We start from the raw sequence: 17183 nt of genomic DNA on the forward strand, positions 1-17183 counted from the left end.
GCCGATGGATTATCCAGCCTGTGCTGCCTCGCGGTGCCCGGGCTGCAACAAGGAGACTGCCTGATGGCCGACGACAAGAAATCCGCAACCCTTTCGCTGAACGGCAAGGAGCATGAGCTGCCGATCTTTTCGCCCACGTTGGGGCCGGACGTGATCGACATTCGCAAGCTCTATGGCCAGGCGGGTGTGTTTACCTATGATCCCGGATTCACGTCGACGGCCAGTTGCGACAGCACCATCACCTTCATCGATGGCGAAAAGGGCGAGCTGTTGCATCGCGGCTATCCGATCGATCAATTGGCGAGCAAATCGCACTATCTCGAAGTGTGCTACCTGCTGCTCTACGGCGAGCTTCCGTCCGCCGCGCAGCTGGAGGATTTCGAAAGCCGCGTGACCAATCACACGATGCTGCACGAGCAGATGCATTTCCTCTTTCGCGGGTTCCGCCGCGATGCGCCGCCCATGGCGATCATGGTGGGTGTGGTCGGGGCGCTGAGCGCGTTCTATCACGACAGCACCGACATCACCGACCCTTGGCAGCGCGAGGTTGCCTCGGTGCGCATGATCGCCAAGATGCCGACCATCGCGGCGATGGCGTATAAATACACGATCGGCCAGCCCTTCATGTATCCGCGCAATGATCTGGATTACGCGTCCAACTTCCTGCGCATGTGCTTTGCGGTGCCCTCCGACGATTACGAGGTAAATCCGATCCTCAGCCGCGCGATGGACCGGATTTTCACCCTGCATGCCGATCACGAGCAGAACGCCTCGACCTCGACGGTGCGTCTGGCCTCGTCTTCGGGGGCGAACCCGTTTGCCTGCATCGCGGCCGGCATCGCCTGCCTTTGGGGCCCGGCCCATGGCGGCGCCAATCAGGCGTGCCTTGAGATGCTGCGCGAAATCGGCACGGTCGAGCGTATTCCCGAATACATCGCCCGCGCCAAGGACAAGAATGATCCCTTCCGTCTGATGGGCTTCGGCCATCGCGTCTACAAGAATTTCGATCCACGCGCGACGGTGATGAAGCAATCGGCCGATGAGGTTCTCGATCTGATGGGGATCGACGACAATCCGACTTTGCAGGTCGCCAAGGAGTTGGAGAAGCAGGCGCTCGCCGATCCCTATTTCGCCGAGAAAAAGCTTTTTCCCAACGTCGATTTCTATTCGGGCATCATCCTTGAGGCGATGGGCTTTCCCACGTCGATGTTCACGGCAATCTTTGCCGTCTCGCGCACCGTCGGCTGGATTTCCCAGTGGAAGGAAATGATCGCCGATCCGCAGCTGAAAATCGGCCGCCCCCGCCAGCTCTATGTCGGTGCGCCGAAGCGTGACTACGTCGACATCGAAAACCGCTGACGCGCGGGAACCAAGCAGCAAGAAGGGGCGCATCCGGAATGGATGCGCCCCTTTTGTTCGGGTCTCCGCGGTCTGCACTAACCGGCCTTGCCGTCAGCGCCCCTCGAAGCGCGGAGGGCGCTTTTCCTGAAACGCGACGACGCCTTCCTGAAAATCGCGCGTCTGGCCGCAGGCACCCTGCAGCCGCGCCTCCAGATCCAGCTGCGCCTCATGACCGTTGTCCCAACTGCTGCGGATCGCCGTCTTGAGATGCCGATAACTCTCGGTGGGCCCGCTGGCCAGATGCGCCGCGCGGTCGCGCCAGCGGGCATCGAACTCCATGTCCGGCACCGCCTCCCAGATCATGCCCCAGCTTGCCGCGTCATTCGCGCTGATCGGCTCGGCAAAAAGCGCAGCACCCATGGCCTTGGCCGCGCCGATCTGCCGGGGCAGCCAATAGGTGCCGCCCGCATCGGGCATCAGGCCGATACGGGTGAAGGCCTGCATGAAATAAGCGCTTTCCGCAGCGATGACCACGTCAGCGCAGAGCGCAAGATTGGCGCCCGCCCCCGCCGCCGGGCCGTTTACGGCGGCAATCGTGGGTATGGTGCATTCGCCGACGGCGCGCAGCATGGGCAGGTATTCGTCGCGCAGCACACGCTCCAGATCCAGCGCGGCGGCCGTGCCCTCGTCGCTCAGGTCCTGGCCCGCGCAAAATGCCTTGCCGTTGCCGGTGAGCACCAGAACCCGCGCGTTTTGCGCAGCGAACGTCGCGGCGTCCGCAATCTCGGCGCGCATCAGGGTGTTGAGCGCGTTCATCCGGTCCGGACGGTTCAGGCGCAGCACCGCGATGTCATCTGCGATATCCAGCGCGATGGTGGTGTAATCCTTCATAGGTCCGTCATCCGTCCATGATGTCGCGCAGGCGCGCGGCTTCGTCCTCGCTCAGGTCGGCCTCGGGCGGGGCGGCGCGGCCGCGTTTCCGCGCATAGGCAAGGGCCACGCCCGCGCCCAGCAACAGCATCGCGGGGCCCGCCAGCCACAGCGCCAACGTGCTGCCCGTCGCGCGCGGCTGCAGCAGGACATATTCGCCATAGCGATCGACAATGAAATCCACGACCTCGGCGTCGGTGTCACCGGCGGTCAGGCGGTCACGCACCAGAATGCGCAGATCACGCGCGAGCGACGCGTTCGAATCGTCGATATTCTCATTCTGGCAAACCAGGCATCGCAGCCCTTGCGAGATCTCGCGCGCCCGCGACTCCAGCGCCGGATCGTCCAGCATCTCATCGGGCTGCACCGCCGCCAGCGGGCTGGCCAGCAGGCACAGGATCAGCGCAAAACGCCTCATTCTGCGGCTACGCGGGCACCCGGCGCCACCTTGCGCGCCCCTGCCGCCACGCGGTAGCGGCGATCGCTCAGCGACAGGCCGCCACCCAGCGCCATGAGCATCGCGCCGCCCCAGATCCAGTTAGCAAGCGGCTTGTAATAGCTGCGCATCGCCCAGCCGCCGCCATCCTGCGGATCGCCGATGACGACATAGATGTCGCGCAGAAACCCGTTGTTGATCGCGGCCTCGGTCGTCGGCATGTCGGCAACCGGATAGTACCGTTTTTCAGGCCGCAGCGTCCCGATGACGTTGCCTGCGCGCGCAAGAGTGACATCGGCAATGGTCGCGCCATAGTTCGGGCCATTCTCGCGCCGCACATCGGCCAGCGTGATCGTATATCCCGACAGCTCGAAACTGTCGCCGATATCGACCACGCGGATATCCTCGGTCTGCCATGCCAGCACGCCGGCGATCCCGGCCATGGTGACGCCCAGCCCCGCATGGGCGACTGCCTTGCCCCAATCCGCGCGCGGCAGGCGCAGCAGACGGCCCAGACGCCCCGCCGCGGTGCCCGCCCCGGTGCGCGACCAAAGATCAGTGGCAGAGCCCGCCACCAGCCACGCACCCAGGGCGAGGCCGACCGGCCCCAGCAGGCTGCGCCCGCCCTGAACGGTCCAGGCAAGGCCCAGCACCGCCAGCGCCAGAACCGCCGCGGGCGCAAGTTTGCGCAAGGCGCGGCGCATCTGGCCGCGCTTCCAGGGCATCATGGCGCCAACCGGCAGCGCAAGGGCCAGAAGGATCATGAACGGCGTGAACGCCTTGTCGAAGAACGGCGCGCCCACCGACAGCTTGCGGTCAAAGAACATCTCGGAGACGAGCGGCCAGATCGTGCCGACAAACACCACGAAGGCCGCTACGCCCAAAAGCACGTTGTTGACCAGCAGCATCGATTCCCGGCTGCTGAGCGAAAAGACCCCGCGCGCCTGCATCACATTGGCGCGCGCCGCGAACATCGTCAGGCCGCCCATCATGAACATCGCCGTGATCCCCAGCAGGAACATGCCCCGTTCGGGATCATTGGCGAAGGCATGCACCGACGTCAGCACGCCCGAACGCGTGATGAACGCGCCGATCATCGAGAAACCAAAGGCGATGATGGCCAGCAAAATCGTCCAGCTTTTCAGGCTTTCGCGCTTTTCCACCACGATGGCCGAATGCAGGAGCGCGGCGGCGATCAGCCACGGCATGAAGCTGGCGTTTTCCACCGGGTCCCAGAACCAGAAACCGCCCCAGCCCAGCTCGTAATAGGCCCACCAGCTGCCCAGGGCGATCCCGATGGTCAGGAAAATCCACGCCGCCAGCGTATAGGGCCGCACCCAGCGGCCCCAAGCCGCATCGACGCGCCCCTCGATCAGCGCCGCAATGGCAAAGCTGAACGTCATGGATAGCCCAACATAGCCCGCATAGAGAAACGGCGGATGAAACGCGAGGCCGGGATCCTGCAGGAGCGGGTTCAGGTCCTGCCCGTCCAGCGGCGGCATCGCAAGGCGCAGAAACGGGTTGGACGTGAAGAGGATGAAGGCCAGGAACGCCACGCCGATCATGCCCTGCACCGACAGCACGCGCGCGCGCAGACTGGGCGGCAGATTGCCCCCGAACCACGCCGCCGCCGCACCGAAAAGCGCAACGATCAGCACCCAGAGCAGCATCGAGCCTTCGTGATTGCCCCACACTCCGGTGATCTTGTAAAGCATCGGCTTGGCCGAATGGCTGTTGAGCGTCACGAGTCGCAGCGAGAAATCGGAGGTCACGAAAGCCTGCGTCAGCGCGGCAAAAGACAGCGTGATCAGCAGAAATTGAAGCCCCGCCGCCGTGTCGCCCACGGCCATCCAGCCGCTCCAGCGCTTATGCGCGCCGATCAGCGGAACGATGGCCTGAACGCAGGCGACCGCGAAGGCAAGAATAAGGGCGAAATGGCCAAGTTCTGTAATCATGGGGGTCATATAACCCGCGAACCGCCCCGCGACCAAGGGATTCGGGCGCGCGGGGCGGTTCAGATTGTCGCGGGCGCCTCAGCGGTCCCGGCGATACGTGCGCGCGCGCCATGCCTGCAGGGCCGGATTGGCCTCTTCGCGGTCTGCGAGCGCGGACAGATCGTCATCCTGCGCGGTGCCGGTCTGGCTGGCATGTGCGCTTTCCAGCGCCGCGATGCTGGCCGCAATCTGCGGCGCACGCGCGGCGCTTTGCACGATCGAGCGCTGGAAGTTCTGGCCCTTGTATTGATGACGCGCGCCAAAATAGAATGACACGATCACGCCCAGAAGCCACCAAAGCGGCTCGGGCACCAGCGCGATGCCCTGCATGCGCGCGGCGAACCACACAGGATCGACCATCGCCGCGATGAACAGGCCCAGCGTTCCCAGCGCGAGCGCCGGGCGCGGCAGGCGGTTGACGCCGTCCATGAACCTGTCGAACCCGGACGCCCGCGCGGCCGCGAACTCCTTTTCGAACTGGCTGAGCGCCGCGCCGCGCTCGGCCGACTGGCGGGCGGCACCGGCCTCGGCGTTTTCGCGGAAAACCTCGGCGGTGCGGGCGATCACGTTGCGGTTGTCGCCAAAAAGCGTTGCGAAAATCTTGCCGATCAATCCCATCGCGCCACCCGCGCGGCAAATTCCGCGTCCGTCATGTGATAGCGCGGCGACATGAACGCCTCGGCGCGCAGGATCCAGCCGCCCTTGGTGCCGGCGCGGCTGCGCGCGTATTTGCGGCTGGCGGGGCGGCGATCGGCAAGGCGCAGGTAATAGTTGCGCCGCGCAATCGCATAGGCATCGGCCAAATGACCCGGAGCGGCGCCTGCGGCAGCGTCCGCGGCGGCCACGGTTTGCGGGCCGATCAGGCCGTCGACCTGCACCTGTTGGCCCATCTGACCCAAGAGCCGCTGCAGGATTTTCACCGCGTTCGCCCCGGCATTGACATACATGTCAAAGACGCTGGCGCGCAGGATCTGCGGCAGCCGGCCGATACCCGGCCGCTGGTAGTAATGTTGCACAAAGATATCTTCGGCCTCGGCGGCGGTAAGGCGGTGCACGTCCTCGGCATCGATTTTCCCGTCCCCGGTGGGATCCAGCCCCAACCGGCGCATCGTGTGAACCGTGACACCATATTTCGTAGCCCCGCCCGGATCGTCCGGATCATTGACGAAGCCGCCCTCGCGGGCGACGATTTCACGAGCAATTTCGCGCACTTGTTCCATGCCACAGCCTTTGCATTCACGGGCCGAAGAGGATCTGCGGCCGTGGCAAACCGTGGCGTGCAATTGGTTAAGGCTGCGCTTAATCCGCGTCCGGTGCCTGGTAGACGCCCTGCTCTTTCAGCGCATCGACGACTTCCTTGGGCATGTAGGTCTCATCATGCTTGGCCAGAATCTCGGTCGCGCGGAAGGTGGTGCCGTCATAGCTGCCAAGGCCGACCATGCCCTGATCCTCGTCGAAAAGATCAGGCAGAACACCGACATAGCTGACCGGGACGCTCGCGCCGCCATCGGTCACGGCAAAGCGGATTTCCGATCCCGCGCCGCGCACCAGGGTACCAGCCTCGACCAGCCCGCCGATGCGGAACACCTCGCCGGGGGCTGGCGGCGCGGCCATCACTTCGCTGGGCGAGCGGAAAAAGTTGATCCCGTCGCGCATCGCATAGCCGATCAGCGCGGTGGACAGCACCAGCGCGACCGCAGCCACGAGAATGATCTGAATTCGGCGTTTCTTCTTGAGCGATCTCATCGCCTTGCCTCACATTCTTCAAGTCGTTTTCTACGGAAACACCGGCGCCAGCATCAGGCCAGTCGTCTCATTTTCACCTAACATCAGATTGGCGTTCTGCAAGGCCTGCCCGCTGGAGCCCTTGGTCAGGTTGTCCAGCGCCGCGATCACGATGGCTCGGCCCGGCACTCGGTCGCCGCTGACGCCGAGGTGGCAAAAATTGCTGCCCCGGATATGCCGCGTGCTCGGGGTCTGGCCGAAGGGCAAGACCTGCAGGAACGGCTCCTCCGCATAGGCCCGCGATAGCGCTCCATGTATCTCTGCCGCCCCACCCTTGACATAAACAGTGGCCAATATCCCTCTGTTTGCAGGCAATAAATGCGGTGTGAACTGAACCTGGACGGGGCGCCCGGCGATGGCCGAGAATTCCTGATCGAACTCGGCCAGATGACGGTGCGTGCCGCCGACGCCATAAGCATGTGTGCCCTCGCTCAACTCGGCATGCAGCAGGTTCTCCTTCAGGCTGCGGCCCGCGCCGCTGACCCCGGTCTTGAGGTCGATGATGATGTCATCCAGATCAATGAGCCCGCCCGCGATCAGCGGACGCAGCGCATATTGGCCCGTGGCGGCGTTGCAGCCGGTGCCCGCCACCAGACGCGCGCTGCGGATCTCGTCGCGGTAGAATTCCGTCAGGCCATAGACAGCCTCGGACTGGCAATCCAGCGCGGCGTGCTTGTTACCATACCACTTTTCGTACACAGCCGGATCGCGCAGGCGGAAATCGGCGCTGAGATCGACGATCTTCAGGTCTTTCGGCAGGCTTGCGATCACCTCCTGGCTGGTGGCGTGGGGCAGCGCGCAAAAGCACAGATCGATGGCGGAAAAGTCGATCTCGTCAATCGTGACGAGGTCCGGCAGATCCAGATGGCGCAGATGCGGGAACACCTCGGCCATGGATTGCCCGGCCTTGGAATTGGCGCCAAGCGCCTTGATGCGCATCCCCGGATGCGTCGCGATCAGGCGGACCAGCTCTGCTCCGGTATAGCCCGAAGCGCCCAGAATGGCGATGTCATGCGTCATGTCGTACCTTGTCTTGTGGGCCTTCTAGGCCATAGGGGGGCGCCGCGCCATGCGGCAGAGAGGCGCAAGTGTTCAGGCCGGAAGAAACGTCACCTGCCGCTGCAGAAACTGCGTGGCACGGTCCGACACGCGCGCGGCATCGCCCGTGGTCAGATACTCGATCCCGCCGCCCGTCCCGGCCATGGCGGGATGGCGGCCAAGATAATGCGTCAGGCTTTGCGCCACGAGGGCGGGCTGCGAATAGACCGTGACATCCGGCCCCAGCGCCGCGGCAAAGGCATCCTGCAACAGCGGATAATGGGTACAGCCCAGAACGGCCGCCTGCGGCTGCGGCATCTTGCGGCGCAGCGCCTCGACATGGCTGCGCACCAGCGCTTCGGCCAAGATCATGTCGCCATCCTCAATCGCGTCCACCACGCCGCCGCAGGCCTGCGCCTCCACATCGACGCCAATGGCGCGAAACGCCAGCTCGCGCTGGAAGGCGCGGCTGCTGACCGTCGCAGGCGTGGCAAACAGCGCCACGTGGCGCAGCGCCACTTCGCGCGGAGGGGAGTTGTCGCCCCATTCGCGCTCCGTCAACGCCTCGATCAGCGGCACGAACACGCCGAGCACCCGCTTGCCCTGCGGCACGCCATCCTCCTGCATGCGCCGCAGCGCCGCGGCCGAGGCGGTATTGCACGCCAGCACGACCAGATCGCAGCCCCGATCCCACAGCCGCTGCACCCCGGCGCGCGTCAGCGACAAGATGTCGTCAGGCGTGCGCACCCCGTAAGGCGCGTTCGCGTTGTCGCCCAGATACACCAGCGGCTGATCGGGCAGTCGCGTCATTACCGCCTGCAATACGGTCAGTCCGCCCAGCCCGCTGTCGAAAATGCCTACGGCCATCTGCCTGCCCCTTCGTTTTTCTCACCGCGCTTTTAGCTGGCCGCGTCACCGTTTGCCATATCGCACAGCAGATTACATATTTGCCGACCCCGGCGATCAATCGGTGCACCCTGCCCGTTTATTTGCTAAGGCTGGATTTTGAACATCACAGGCGGATTGCACGGTATGGATTGGGACAAGCTCAGGATTTTTCACGCCGTCGCCGATGCAGGCAGCCTGACCCATGCCGGGGATCTGCTCCACCTGTCGCAATCGGCGGTGTCGCGACAGGTCCGCGCGCTGGAGGAGTCGCTCGACACCACATTGTTTCACCGCCACGCCCGCGGCCTGATCCTGACCGAGCAGGGCGAGCTTTTGTTCGATGCCACGCGCGCCATGATGAAGCGGCTCAATACCGCGACCGCGCGCATCCGCGACAGCGAGGACGAGGTATTCGGCGAATTGCGGGTGACCACGACCATCGGTTTCGGCACGCTCTGGCTGGCGCCGCGGCTGGCCAAGCTTTACGAGAAATACCCCGACCTCAAGATCGATCTGATGCTGGAAGAGCGCGTTCTGGATCTGCCCATGCGGGAGGCCGATGTGGCCATCCGCATGAAAGAGCCAAGCCAGGCCGACCTGATCCGCAAGCGTCTGATGAGCGTTCACATCGCCCTGTTCGCCTCGCCCGCCTATCTGGCGCAGCGCGGCATCCCCAAAACGGTCGAGGATCTGGCAGACCATCGCCTGATCTGCCAGAACGTCAATTCCGCGCAGGTGAGCGCGGCCAGCTATCTGGTTCAGGAGCTGATGGCCAACGACATCCAGTCGATGCTGCACGTCAACAACTATTTCGGCGTGCTGCAGGGGGTCATTCACAACCTGGGAATCGGCATCCTGCCCGACTACCTGACATTTGATTTTCCGAATCTCGTCCGCGTGCTACCCGAGGTTGAGTCGGTCGAGGTGCCCGTTTATCTGGCCTACCCCGAAGAGCTGCGCCATTCCCAACGGATCGCCGCCTTCCGTGATTTCGTACAGGAAGAAATTTTTTCTTACAGGAAAAACCTGAAAGAACATAAGATTACGTGACGCGCCCCAATGCTATGCGTTTTTTGCATAGCGGCCATGTCTGATATTTCATTCATTTCTCTTGATTGGCAGGGAATCAAGCACTAACTGCTGCTTTGAAGGCAACACCGCTACGGCGTTTCCTTCATACCTCCCTGTTGGACTATGGCCGAGCTTAGTGCTCGGCCTTTTTTTTGGCGTGCCCTCATCGCGGCGCCGATCTAGTGCGCAGGCTCATCCCGCCATGCGTGCATTCACGGCCCGCAAAAAACCGGGCGCAGCCCATGCCACGCCCGGTCGCTCCGGCTGAAACCTTCAGCCAGCATCAAATGAATGCACCGGTCAAACAGCGATCACTCCGCCGCGGTGTCCGAGGGGGCGCCGTCGGGCGCAGTCTGCGTGTCCTGCTTGGCCTTGGACTTGCGCGGGGCGCGGGCCTTGGGTGCGGCAGGCTGATCGGACGCAGCGCCAGCGCTACCGCTGTCGTCGCCGTCTTGCGATGCTGCACGGCGCGGCTTGCGCGGCGCGCGCTTGGGCTTGCTTTCCGGCGTCTCGACAAGGGTGCTGCCCTCATCGCCGTCGCCCGGCGCTGTGTCGTGCTTGCCCGCGTCCCTGTCACCCGACGTGCCGGGCTGCGGTGCATTTGCCGGATCGGTGCCGCGCTCGTCATCGGACTCGCGCTGCGGGCGCTCGCGATCGCGCTCCGCCTGACGGTCGCGGTTCTCGCGTTCCTGCTGCTCGCGCTTGGCGTCGATTTCCTTCTGCGCCTCGCCCAGCAAGCGCAGGTAATGTTCGGCGTGCTGCTGAAAGTTCTCGGCCGCGACACGATCATTGGACAGCTGCGCATCGCGTGCCAGCTGATTGTATTTCTCGATGATCTGCTGCGGTGTTCCGCGCACCTTGCCCTCGGGGCCCGAGCTGTCGAAAACGCGGTTGACCACGTTGCCCACCGAATTCGAGCGATTTCTGTTCGGCTTGTTGCGCGAACGTGACTTCGAAGATCTCATATAACTGCTGTCCAGCCTTGTTTTAAGAACCGTGGTGAACCCGAGGGGCGCCCGATGCGCCTATGAAATGGAACCGGGTGTCGGTTATGTTGGCTTGGCGTCGAGCGGGACCACCCATCAGGCCGGGTATCCACCGCGTCGACACTTCCAGTAATCATGCCAAAGCGGCCCGCACAAGAGAAAAAGCGCGAATTAGGCCCTTTTATGCTGGAAAAAGCGGATAATTGCCACGCATGCGCGCCTGAATCACGTCGCAGACCGCCCCAGAACCACCCGATCGCGCCCATCCATATCCGGCAAGATTGCCACATCGCGCAGCCCGGCGGCGCGCATCATCGCCGCCACATCCGCCCCTTGGCGCCAACCGATCTCGACCATCAGCCGCCCGCCGGGTGTCAGGAACCGGCCCGCATCGCGCGTGATCGCGCGATAGGCGGTCAGGCCGCCTGCGCCGTCGGTCAGGGCCATGCGCGGCTCATGCGCCAGTTCCGGCGCCAGATCCTCCATCTCGTCCAGCGCGATATAGGGCGGGTTCGACACGATCAGGTCAAACTGCCCCTCCACCTGCGCGAACCAGTCCGACACGCGAAAGGCGCAGCGCGCCTCCACGCCCAGCCGCGCCGCATTCTGCCGCGCCACGCCCAGCGCCGCGGGCGACAGATCCGTGCCCAGCCCGCTGGCATCCTCCCGCGCGCCCAGCACCGACAGCAAGATCACGCCAGACCCCGTGCCGAGGTCCAGAACGCGGCGAACGGGCCCTTCAAGCGCGGCCAAAACGAGCGTCTCGGTCTCGGGCCGCGGGTCCAGAACGTCGGGCGTCACGATGAATTCGTGGTTGAAAAAGAACCGCTTGCCAGTGATGTGCGAGACCGGAGCGCGCGCAAGACGCCGTCCGATCATCTGCTGAAATCGCGCGGCCACTTCCGGCGCGGCCGCTTCGCCGAGCTCCGCGCCCAGCCGCGCCGCGCTCAGCCCCGCGGCATGCGCCAGCAGCAGCCGCGCATCGCGCGCCGCGCCCTCGATCCCGGCATCGCTCAACTCTTCCGTGGCGTTGCGCAGCAGGTCGACCAGCGCGGCGCTCACGCGCCCATCTCGGCCAGCATCCGCGCCTGCGCATCGGCGGTCAGCGCATCGATCACCTCGTCCAGATCTCCGGCCATGACTTGGTCCAGCTTGTAGAGCGTCAGGTTGATCCGGTGATCCGTCATCCGCCCCTGGGGGAAATTATAGGTCCGTATCCGCTCGCTCCGGTCGCCGCTGCCGACCTGCGCGGCGCGGTCGGCGCTGCGCGCGCTGTCCACGCGCTGCCGCTCGGCGTCGTAAAGCCGCGCCTTCAGCACCTGCATGGCAATTTCCCGGTTTCGGTGCTGCGACTTCTCGCTGCTGGTGACGACGATCCCGGTGGGAACATGCGTGATCCGCACGGCCGAATCGGTTGTGTTCACGTGCTGTCCGCCCGCGCCGGAGCTGCGCATCGTGTCGATGCGCAAATCGTTCGCATCAATCTTGATGTCCACATCCTCGGCTTCAGGCAGCACCGCAACAGTGGCCGCGCTGGTATGGATGCGCCCGCCGCTTTCGGTTTCGGGCACGCGCTGAACCCGGTGAACGCCGCTTTCGAACTTCAGCCGGGCGAAGACATGGTTGCCCTTGATATGCGCGACCACCTCCTTGATCCCGCCCAGCTCGGTCTGCTGCATCTCGATCAGATCCATGGTCCAGCCGCGCCCCTCGGCATAGCGCTGATACATGCGCAGCAGATCGCCCGCGAAAAGCGCCGCCTCGTCGCCGCCGGTGCCGGGGCGTATCTCGATCATGGCCGGGCGGGCATCGGCCTCGTCTTTTGGCAAAAGGCTCAGTTGCAAGGCCGCCTCGGCCTCGGGCAACTGCGCCTCCAGCGTCTCCAGCTCGTCGCGTGCCAGCGCGCGCATCTCCGGATCATCCAGCAGCGCACGCGCCCCGTCGATATCCGCGATCAGCGCCTTGTATTCGCGGATTTGCTCGACCACGGGGCGCAGTTCGGCATATTCGCGGCCAAGCGCGGCAATGTCGCCGCCGCCCGCCGACATCTTCGCTTCGAGAAACTCGAAACGCTGCGCAATCTGTTCCAGTCTGTCCAATGGCACCATGAGCGCCCATGTCCTTCATCCGGGGGATTTGGTCAAGGGCACGCGCGCGGCGTCATCCCTGCCGCAGCGCGTCCAGCCACCGCTCCACGCGCGCCTTGTTCACGCCCATATCCGACTTGCCATAGCGCAGCCGCGCATGCAGCACCAGATCGCCGCCGCGCTGCGCCACGGTCGTATAATCGGGAAATCCAAAGACGCGCGAGCGCGTGACATAGGTCACCATCCCCTCGGCCACGGATCCGGCCAGTACACGGGTGCGCGGCTCGGCGCGGATGATCCGGTCCAACTCCGCCAGATCGCCCGGCAGGACGCGCATCACGCCGCCCTCCATGTCCGCATCCGATACGCTGGCGGGCAAGCGGTGCCAGCGCTCCGCGTCATCCGGCGCCAGCCTGATCCAGGCCATTCCCGAGAGCACCACAAGAACCAGCAGCCCCGCACCGATGCCGATCCACTTCATGCCCGGACCCCTTCATCTTGGCGAAAAATACTCAGATCCCACGCCATCATCAGACGCCGCCGCCGTGGCTGTTCCACCCCAGCAGGCAGATGATCGCCGTGGCAACATGCGCCCCCGCAATTGCCGTGGCGCCGCTGGTGTCAAAGGGCGGCGACACCTCGACGATATCGCCCCCCTTCAGGTCGATCCCCGCCAGATCGCGCAGCATGATCGACGCCTGCGCGCTGGTCAGCCCGCCCCAGACCGGCGTGCCGGTGCCGGGCGCAAAGGCCGGGTCCAGCGCGTCGATGTCGAAACTCAGGTAAACCGGCGCATCGCCAAGGATGCCCTTGATCTTCGACACCGCCGCCGCCGTGCCGCCTTCATGCACCTCGCGCGCGTCGATGATGTTCATCCCCATCGCGTCCGGCACCGTCGTGCGAATGCCCACCTGGACCGAGCGCGCGGGGTCGATCAGCCCCAGCTTGATCGCCTTGTAGAACATCGTTCCGTGGTCGATCCGCTCGAAATTGTCGTCCTGCCACGTGTCCGTGTGCGCATCGAAATGCAGCAAGGCCATCGGGCCATATTTCTCGGCGTAGGCCTTGAGAATCGGAAAGCTGATATAATGATCGCCGCCCAGCACGACGCTGGCCGCGCCCGCATCGAGTATGCCTTTGACATGCGCCGTCAAAAGCCCCGGAAACTCCGGCACCATCGCGTAGTCAAAGGCCAGATCGCCGTAATCGACGATGTTCAACGCCTCCATCGGGTCATAGCCCCAGCCATAGGGCGCATCGGCGGTCTGCAGCGCGCTCGCCTCGCGGATCGCGCGGGGGCCCAGCCGCGTGCCCGTCCGGTTCGTCACCGCCTGATCGAAGGGCACGCCTGTCACCGCGATATCCACCCCCGCCAGGTCCTTGGTATAGCGGCGCCGCAGGAACGATGTCGCCCCGCCGAAGGTATTCTCGAAGCTGAGGCCGCGGTTATCCTTGCGGGTGAATGCCTCGTCCACCGTGCTGCTTGCGTCTTCCAGTCCCATCGTGCGATCCCTGTCCGGCTTGCGTTCCGGCGCTACCCTGACGGAGAAACCCGGCCGGGTGCAAGTCAATGCTGCCAAGGAGACCAAGATGAGCCACAGCCTGATCCACGATCCCGAGGGCGGCCTGCCCCGCCTGTTGCAGATCATGCGCGCGCTGCGCGATCCGGACACCGGCTGCCCCTGGGATATCGAGCAGGATTTTGCCTCCATCGCGAAGTACTCGATCGAGGAGGCCTATGAGGTCGCGGACGCCATCGAGCGCGCCGACTGGTCCGATCTGCGCGGCGAGCTCGGCGACCTGCTGCTTCAGGTCGTGTTTCACGCGCAGATCGCGCAGGATCGCGGCCTTTTCGACTTTGCCGATGTGGCGAACGGCATCGCGGACAAGATGGTGGCGCGCCATCCGCATGTTTTCGGCGATGAGAGCCGCGACAAGACGGCGGCGCAGCAAACCCGCGACTGGGAGATGGTAAAGGCCGCCGAGCGCGCCGCGCGGGCCGAGACCGGCACGCTCGACGGGGTGGCGCTCGGCCTGCCGGCCCTTCTGCGCGCGATCAAGCTGCAAAAGCGCGCCGCGCGGGTGGGCTTTGACTGGCCCGGCACCAAGGGCGTTCTGGACAAGATCGCCGAGGAGATGGCCGAACTGGCCGAGGCGCAGGCCAGCGGTGATGCCCTCCATGCCGAGGAGGAGTTCGGCGATCTGCTCTTCGTCATGGCCAACCTCGCGCGGCACATGAAGATCGATCCCGAAGCCGCCCTGCGCCGCGCCAATGCCAAATTCACGCGCCGCTTCGCCCGGATCGAATCGCTTCTGGCCGCGCAAGGAAAGACGCCGGAGCAAAGCGATCTGGCCGAGATGGACGCGCTCTGGAACCGCGCCAAGGCCGAGGAAAAGGGCGCAGCACCCGCGTCCTAGCGCCGAAAATTCGCGAATTTTCGCGGGCCCTACACAGCCGGCAGCGCAGGGCCTGCAAACCGGGTCAGCCGCTGCGCCGCGCCGTCCCGGATCACGATATTCTCTTCGGCGACCACGATCGTGCCCGGCCCGGTGGTCACTCCCGGCTCCAGCGTGATCACCATGCCCGGCTCCAGCACGGTCCGGTCCTGCGGGATCAGCGACAGCCCCTCGGTTAGCTGCATCCCCAGACCATGCCCCAAACGCCCTGCCCCCTCGCCCGCCCCGATGATCGCAGCCATCGCGGCATGGACATCGCAAGCGCGCGCGCCGGGCCGCGCGGCCGCGCATCCGGTCTCCACCGCTTCGGCCAGTTGCGCATGGGCCAGCGCGGCGTTGCCAGACGCGGCGCCGACTGCATAATTGCGATCGAAATCGCAAAAATACCCGTCCCATACCGCGCCCGTGTCCAGCATCAGGACATCGCCCCGCGCCAGCGGCGCATCGGTCGCAGGCGAGATCACGTCGCCATACCCGTCTGGCCCCGCGCCGCCCGCGATATAGGCAACCAGATCGGCGCCCTCCTGAAGCAAAAGTCGCTGAAAATCGCGAAAGACGGCGCTCAGCGGCACGCCTTCGCGGGCAATCTCGCCCACCCGGTCAAAGGCACGGCCCGCGATGGCGCAGGCATGGGCGATCTTGGCGATCTCCGCCTCGGACTTGACCGCGCGCAGGGCGGCAACAATGCCATGATCTCGGGCGAAGTGCAGCCCGCTGGCGGCCTTCACCTCGGCAAATGCGTTCAGCGGCATGCGCAGGTAACTCTCAGGGCCTGACGGGACGCCCACCTGCCCGCCGACCTCGCGCAAGGTGGCGGCCAGCAGGCTGATGCCGTCATCCTCGGGGTCAGGCGCGGGCCAGACGCGGATATCTTCGATCCATGTCTGCGCCATCAGCGCCGCACCGATGCTGGGAATCACCGCGATCGGCGCGCCCGATGCGGGCAGCACCAGGAACCACGGGCGGCTGGGGCTTTCCCAGAAGCGCGTCAGAAAGCCGGTGAAATAGCGCACATCCGGCTCGGTCGTCAGCAGCAGCGCGCCAAGGCCCGCCGCCGCCATCCGGGCCTGCGCGGCGGCCACCCGCGCCTGAAACTCGCCGGGCGCAAAGCCGCGTGTCACTCGGCCGGTCCTTCGCTGAGGATGCACAGAACGCGCGCGTCATTGGCCAGGCCCATATGGCTGAGCGCCGCAAGGCCCGCGCCGCCCGATTCGGATGTCTCCAGCCCGATCTCGGCCAGTTCGGCCAGCGCGGCCGATGCCTCGTGATCGGAAATCAGGGCAAAGGCATCCGCATCGCGCGCCAGCCCCTTCAGCGCGATCAGCGACGCCTCCTTGCAGTCCAGACGGCCCATGTTCGACACCGGCCCCGACGTGCTGACGAACTTGCCCGCCTTGATGCAGGCATGCAGCGCCGGGGCCGCCTCCGGCTCGACCACGACAATGGTGGGCACATCGCCCCAGACATTGCGGAAATAGGCCGCGCAAGCGCCCGCCAACCCGCCCACGCCGGCCTGCAGCAGGATATGGGTCGGCACATCCGGCATCTGCTCGGTCGCCTCATGGGCCAGCGCCAGATACCCTTCCATCAGGCGATGCGGCAGATCGGTATAGCCCGGCCATGAGCTGTCCGACAGCAGCGTCCAGCCGTTATCGGCGGCCGCCCTGGACGCGGCGTCCATGCTGGCCTCGTAATGCCGACCCGCGCGCACCACCTCGGCGCCGCGCGCGCGCAGGCGATCCGCGAAACTCTCCGGCACCGGCTCGGCCAGATAGATCACCGCCCGCGCGCCGAACAGCGCCGCACCCGCGGCCACCGAAAGCCCATGATTGCCGGCGCTGGCCGTGACATATGTGCGCCCCTCCAGGCTGCGCATCATATCCTCGCCGCCGACCTGCGCCGCCTCGTGGGCGATCACATAGGCGGCGCCCAAGGCCTTGAAACTGCCAAGGTTCATGCGCGCCCGCTCGTCCTTGACCCAGACGGGCGGGCCATAGCCCTCGGCCCGCACCAGCGGCGTCGCCCCCGCCGCCGGGCAGCGCGCAAGCAAGGCGCGCGGCGCCTCGGCATCGACGCTGGGCCATGGGATGCCCTCCAGCGCCGGATCCGGCAGGCCCTTGCCGCGCCACGGGTTTTCGTCGAGTTGCATGATGCGCCTCCCTCATCTGGG

At 65.3% G+C, this 17183-nt stretch carries 18 protein-coding genes; 3 read left to right on the forward strand and 15 right to left on the reverse strand.

Annotation, left to right across the window (positions count from 1 at the left end):
• The first annotated feature begins 63 nt into the window (after nt 1-63).
• Nucleotides 64-1359 carry a citrate synthase gene (gene gltA / locus DC366_RS02215; protein ID WP_108690529.1) on the forward strand — a complete coding sequence of 432 codons (1296 nt, stop codon included), beginning with the start codon at nt 64-66 and terminating at the stop codon, nt 1357-1359.
• A gap of 93 nt (nt 1360-1452) precedes the next feature.
• Here the strand turns inward: gltA and DC366_RS02220 are convergent, their stop codons facing one another.
• The 8 genes from DC366_RS02220 to DC366_RS02255 all read right to left on the reverse strand — a co-directional run bounded on the left by DC366_RS02220 (nt 1453) and on the right by DC366_RS02255 (nt 8391).
• A complete protein-coding gene (locus DC366_RS02220) occupies nt 1453-2232 on the reverse strand; it encodes an enoyl-CoA hydratase-related protein (RefSeq protein ID WP_108690530.1) in 780 nt (259 codons plus the stop codon).
• A 7-nt stretch (nt 2233-2239) separates the two neighbouring features.
• Nucleotides 2240-2689, reverse strand: a complete 450-nt coding sequence (locus DC366_RS02225; protein WP_108690531.1) for a cytochrome c-type biogenesis protein — start codon at nt 2687-2689, stop codon at nt 2240-2242.
• Complete coding sequence (locus tag DC366_RS02230; RefSeq protein WP_108690532.1) at nt 2686-4662, reverse strand: heme lyase CcmF/NrfE family subunit; 1977 nt, start codon at nt 4660-4662, stop codon at nt 2686-2688. The genes DC366_RS02225 and DC366_RS02230 overlap by 4 nt, the downstream gene beginning before the upstream one ends.
• A gap of 78 nt (nt 4663-4740) precedes the next feature.
• Entirely contained in the window at nt 4741-5319 is a 579-nt protein-coding gene (locus DC366_RS02235) for a holin family protein (protein ID WP_108690533.1), read from the reverse strand.
• The gene (locus DC366_RS02240) at nt 5310-5921 is read right to left on the reverse strand and encodes a holin-associated N-acetylmuramidase (RefSeq protein ID WP_108690534.1); all 612 of its coding nucleotides are present in this window, start codon (nt 5919-5921) and stop codon (nt 5310-5312) included. Before DC366_RS02240 ends, DC366_RS02235 begins: the two co-directional genes overlap by 10 nt.
• A 79-nt stretch (nt 5922-6000) precedes the next feature.
• On the reverse strand, nt 6001-6447 hold the full coding sequence (gene ccmE / locus DC366_RS02245) for a cytochrome c maturation protein CcmE (RefSeq protein WP_108690535.1): 447 nt from the start codon (nt 6445-6447) through the stop codon (nt 6001-6003).
• A 30-nt stretch (nt 6448-6477) separates the two neighbouring features.
• Complete coding sequence (gene argC / locus DC366_RS02250; RefSeq protein WP_108690536.1) at nt 6478-7506, reverse strand: N-acetyl-gamma-glutamyl-phosphate reductase; 1029 nt, start codon at nt 7504-7506, stop codon at nt 6478-6480.
• 72 nt (nt 7507-7578) lie between these two features.
• Nucleotides 7579-8391, reverse strand: coding sequence for a glutamate racemase (locus tag DC366_RS02255; RefSeq protein WP_108690537.1), 813 nt, complete (start codon nt 8389-8391; stop codon nt 7579-7581).
• A 165-nt stretch (nt 8392-8556) separates the two neighbouring features.
• On the opposite strand from DC366_RS02255, the gene DC366_RS02260 reads away from it, so the two are divergent.
• Nucleotides 8557-9462, forward strand: a complete 906-nt coding sequence (locus DC366_RS02260; protein ID WP_108690538.1) for a LysR family transcriptional regulator — start codon at nt 8557-8559, stop codon at nt 9460-9462.
• Nucleotides 9463-9794: 332 nt separating this feature from the next.
• Here DC366_RS02260 and DC366_RS02265 read toward each other — a convergent pair whose 3' ends face one another.
• From DC366_RS02265 to speB, 5 genes are all read right to left on the reverse strand, one after another.
• Nucleotides 9795-10448 carry a DUF4167 domain-containing protein gene (locus tag DC366_RS02265; RefSeq protein WP_108690539.1) on the reverse strand — a complete coding sequence of 218 codons (654 nt, stop codon included), beginning with the start codon at nt 10446-10448 and terminating at the stop codon, nt 9795-9797.
• 246 nt (nt 10449-10694) lie between these two features.
• Nucleotides 10695-11531, reverse strand: coding sequence for a peptide chain release factor N(5)-glutamine methyltransferase (gene prmC / locus DC366_RS02270; RefSeq protein WP_108690540.1), 837 nt, complete (start codon nt 11529-11531; stop codon nt 10695-10697).
• A complete protein-coding gene (prfA, locus tag DC366_RS02275; RefSeq protein ID WP_108690541.1) occupies nt 11528-12577 on the reverse strand; it encodes a peptide chain release factor 1 in 1050 nt (349 codons plus the stop codon). The genes prmC and prfA overlap by 4 nt, the downstream gene beginning before the upstream one ends.
• A gap of 52 nt (nt 12578-12629) precedes the next feature.
• The gene (locus tag DC366_RS02280) at nt 12630-13037 is read right to left on the reverse strand and encodes a DUF1499 domain-containing protein (RefSeq protein WP_108690542.1); all 408 of its coding nucleotides are present in this window, start codon (nt 13035-13037) and stop codon (nt 12630-12632) included.
• 49 nt (nt 13038-13086) lie between these two features.
• Nucleotides 13087-14058: an agmatinase gene (gene speB / locus DC366_RS02285; RefSeq protein ID WP_108690543.1), complete on the reverse strand. Its 972-nt coding sequence runs from the start codon at nt 14056-14058 to the stop codon at nt 13087-13089.
• 88 nt (nt 14059-14146) lie between these two features.
• Between speB and mazG the strand changes: the two genes are divergently transcribed.
• Nucleotides 14147-14974 carry a nucleoside triphosphate pyrophosphohydrolase gene (gene mazG, locus DC366_RS02290; protein WP_108690544.1) on the forward strand — a complete coding sequence of 276 codons (828 nt, stop codon included), beginning with the start codon at nt 14147-14149 and terminating at the stop codon, nt 14972-14974.
• 29 nt (nt 14975-15003) lie between these two features.
• Here the strand turns inward: mazG and DC366_RS02295 are convergent, their stop codons facing one another.
• Nucleotides 15004-16134 carry a M24 family metallopeptidase gene (locus DC366_RS02295; protein WP_108690545.1) on the reverse strand — a complete coding sequence of 377 codons (1131 nt, stop codon included), beginning with the start codon at nt 16132-16134 and terminating at the stop codon, nt 15004-15006.
• On the reverse strand, nt 16131-17162 hold the full coding sequence (locus tag DC366_RS02300) for a pyridoxal-phosphate dependent enzyme (RefSeq protein WP_108690546.1): 1032 nt from the start codon (nt 17160-17162) through the stop codon (nt 16131-16133). Before DC366_RS02300 ends, DC366_RS02295 begins: the two co-directional genes overlap by 4 nt.
• Nucleotides 17163-17183 lie beyond the last annotated feature (21 nt).

The organism is Pelagivirga sediminicola (assembly GCF_003072125.1).
Taxonomy (GTDB): Bacteria; Pseudomonadota; Alphaproteobacteria; order Rhodobacterales; family Rhodobacteraceae; genus Roseovarius; species Roseovarius sediminicola.

Bases quoted from the DNA above. Each gene is read 5' to 3' on its own strand.
- DC366_RS02230 (WP_108690532.1), bottom strand. From the start codon at position 4,662: ATGATTACAGAACTTGGCCATTTCGCCCTTATTCTTGCCTTCGCGGTC.
- DC366_RS02265 (WP_108690539.1), bottom strand. From the start codon at position 10,448: ATGAGATCTTCGAAGTCACGTTCGCGCAACAAGCCGAACAGAAATCGC.
- speB (WP_108690543.1), bottom strand. From the start codon at position 14,058: ATGGGACTGGAAGACGCAAGCAGCACGGTGGACGAGGCATTCACCCGC.
- DC366_RS02240 (WP_108690534.1), bottom strand. From the start codon at position 5,921: ATGGAACAAGTGCGCGAAATTGCTCGTGAAATCGTCGCCCGCGAGGGC.
- DC366_RS02300 (WP_108690546.1), bottom strand. From the start codon at position 17,162: ATGCAACTCGACGAAAACCCGTGGCGCGGCAAGGGCCTGCCGGATCCG.
- DC366_RS02220 (WP_108690530.1), bottom strand. From the start codon at position 2,232: ATGAAGGATTACACCACCATCGCGCTGGATATCGCAGATGACATCGCG.
- ccmE (WP_108690535.1), bottom strand. From the start codon at position 6,447: ATGAGATCGCTCAAGAAGAAACGCCGAATTCAGATCATTCTCGTGGCT.
- DC366_RS02235 (WP_108690533.1), bottom strand. From the start codon at position 5,319: ATGGGATTGATCGGCAAGATTTTCGCAACGCTTTTTGGCGACAACCGC.
- gltA (WP_108690529.1), top strand. From the start codon at position 64: ATGGCCGACGACAAGAAATCCGCAACCCTTTCGCTGAACGGCAAGGAG.
- argC (WP_108690536.1), bottom strand. From the start codon at position 7,506: ATGACGCATGACATCGCCATTCTGGGCGCTTCGGGCTATACCGGAGCA.
- DC366_RS02280 (WP_108690542.1), bottom strand. From the start codon at position 13,037: ATGAAGTGGATCGGCATCGGTGCGGGGCTGCTGGTTCTTGTGGTGCTC.
- DC366_RS02260 (WP_108690538.1), top strand. From the start codon at position 8,557: ATGGATTGGGACAAGCTCAGGATTTTTCACGCCGTCGCCGATGCAGGC.
- mazG (WP_108690544.1), top strand. From the start codon at position 14,147: ATGAGCCACAGCCTGATCCACGATCCCGAGGGCGGCCTGCCCCGCCTG.
- prfA (WP_108690541.1), bottom strand. From the start codon at position 12,577: ATGGTGCCATTGGACAGACTGGAACAGATTGCGCAGCGTTTCGAGTTT.
- DC366_RS02255 (WP_108690537.1), bottom strand. From the start codon at position 8,391: ATGGCCGTAGGCATTTTCGACAGCGGGCTGGGCGGACTGACCGTATTG.
- DC366_RS02225 (WP_108690531.1), bottom strand. From the start codon at position 2,689: ATGAGGCGTTTTGCGCTGATCCTGTGCCTGCTGGCCAGCCCGCTGGCG.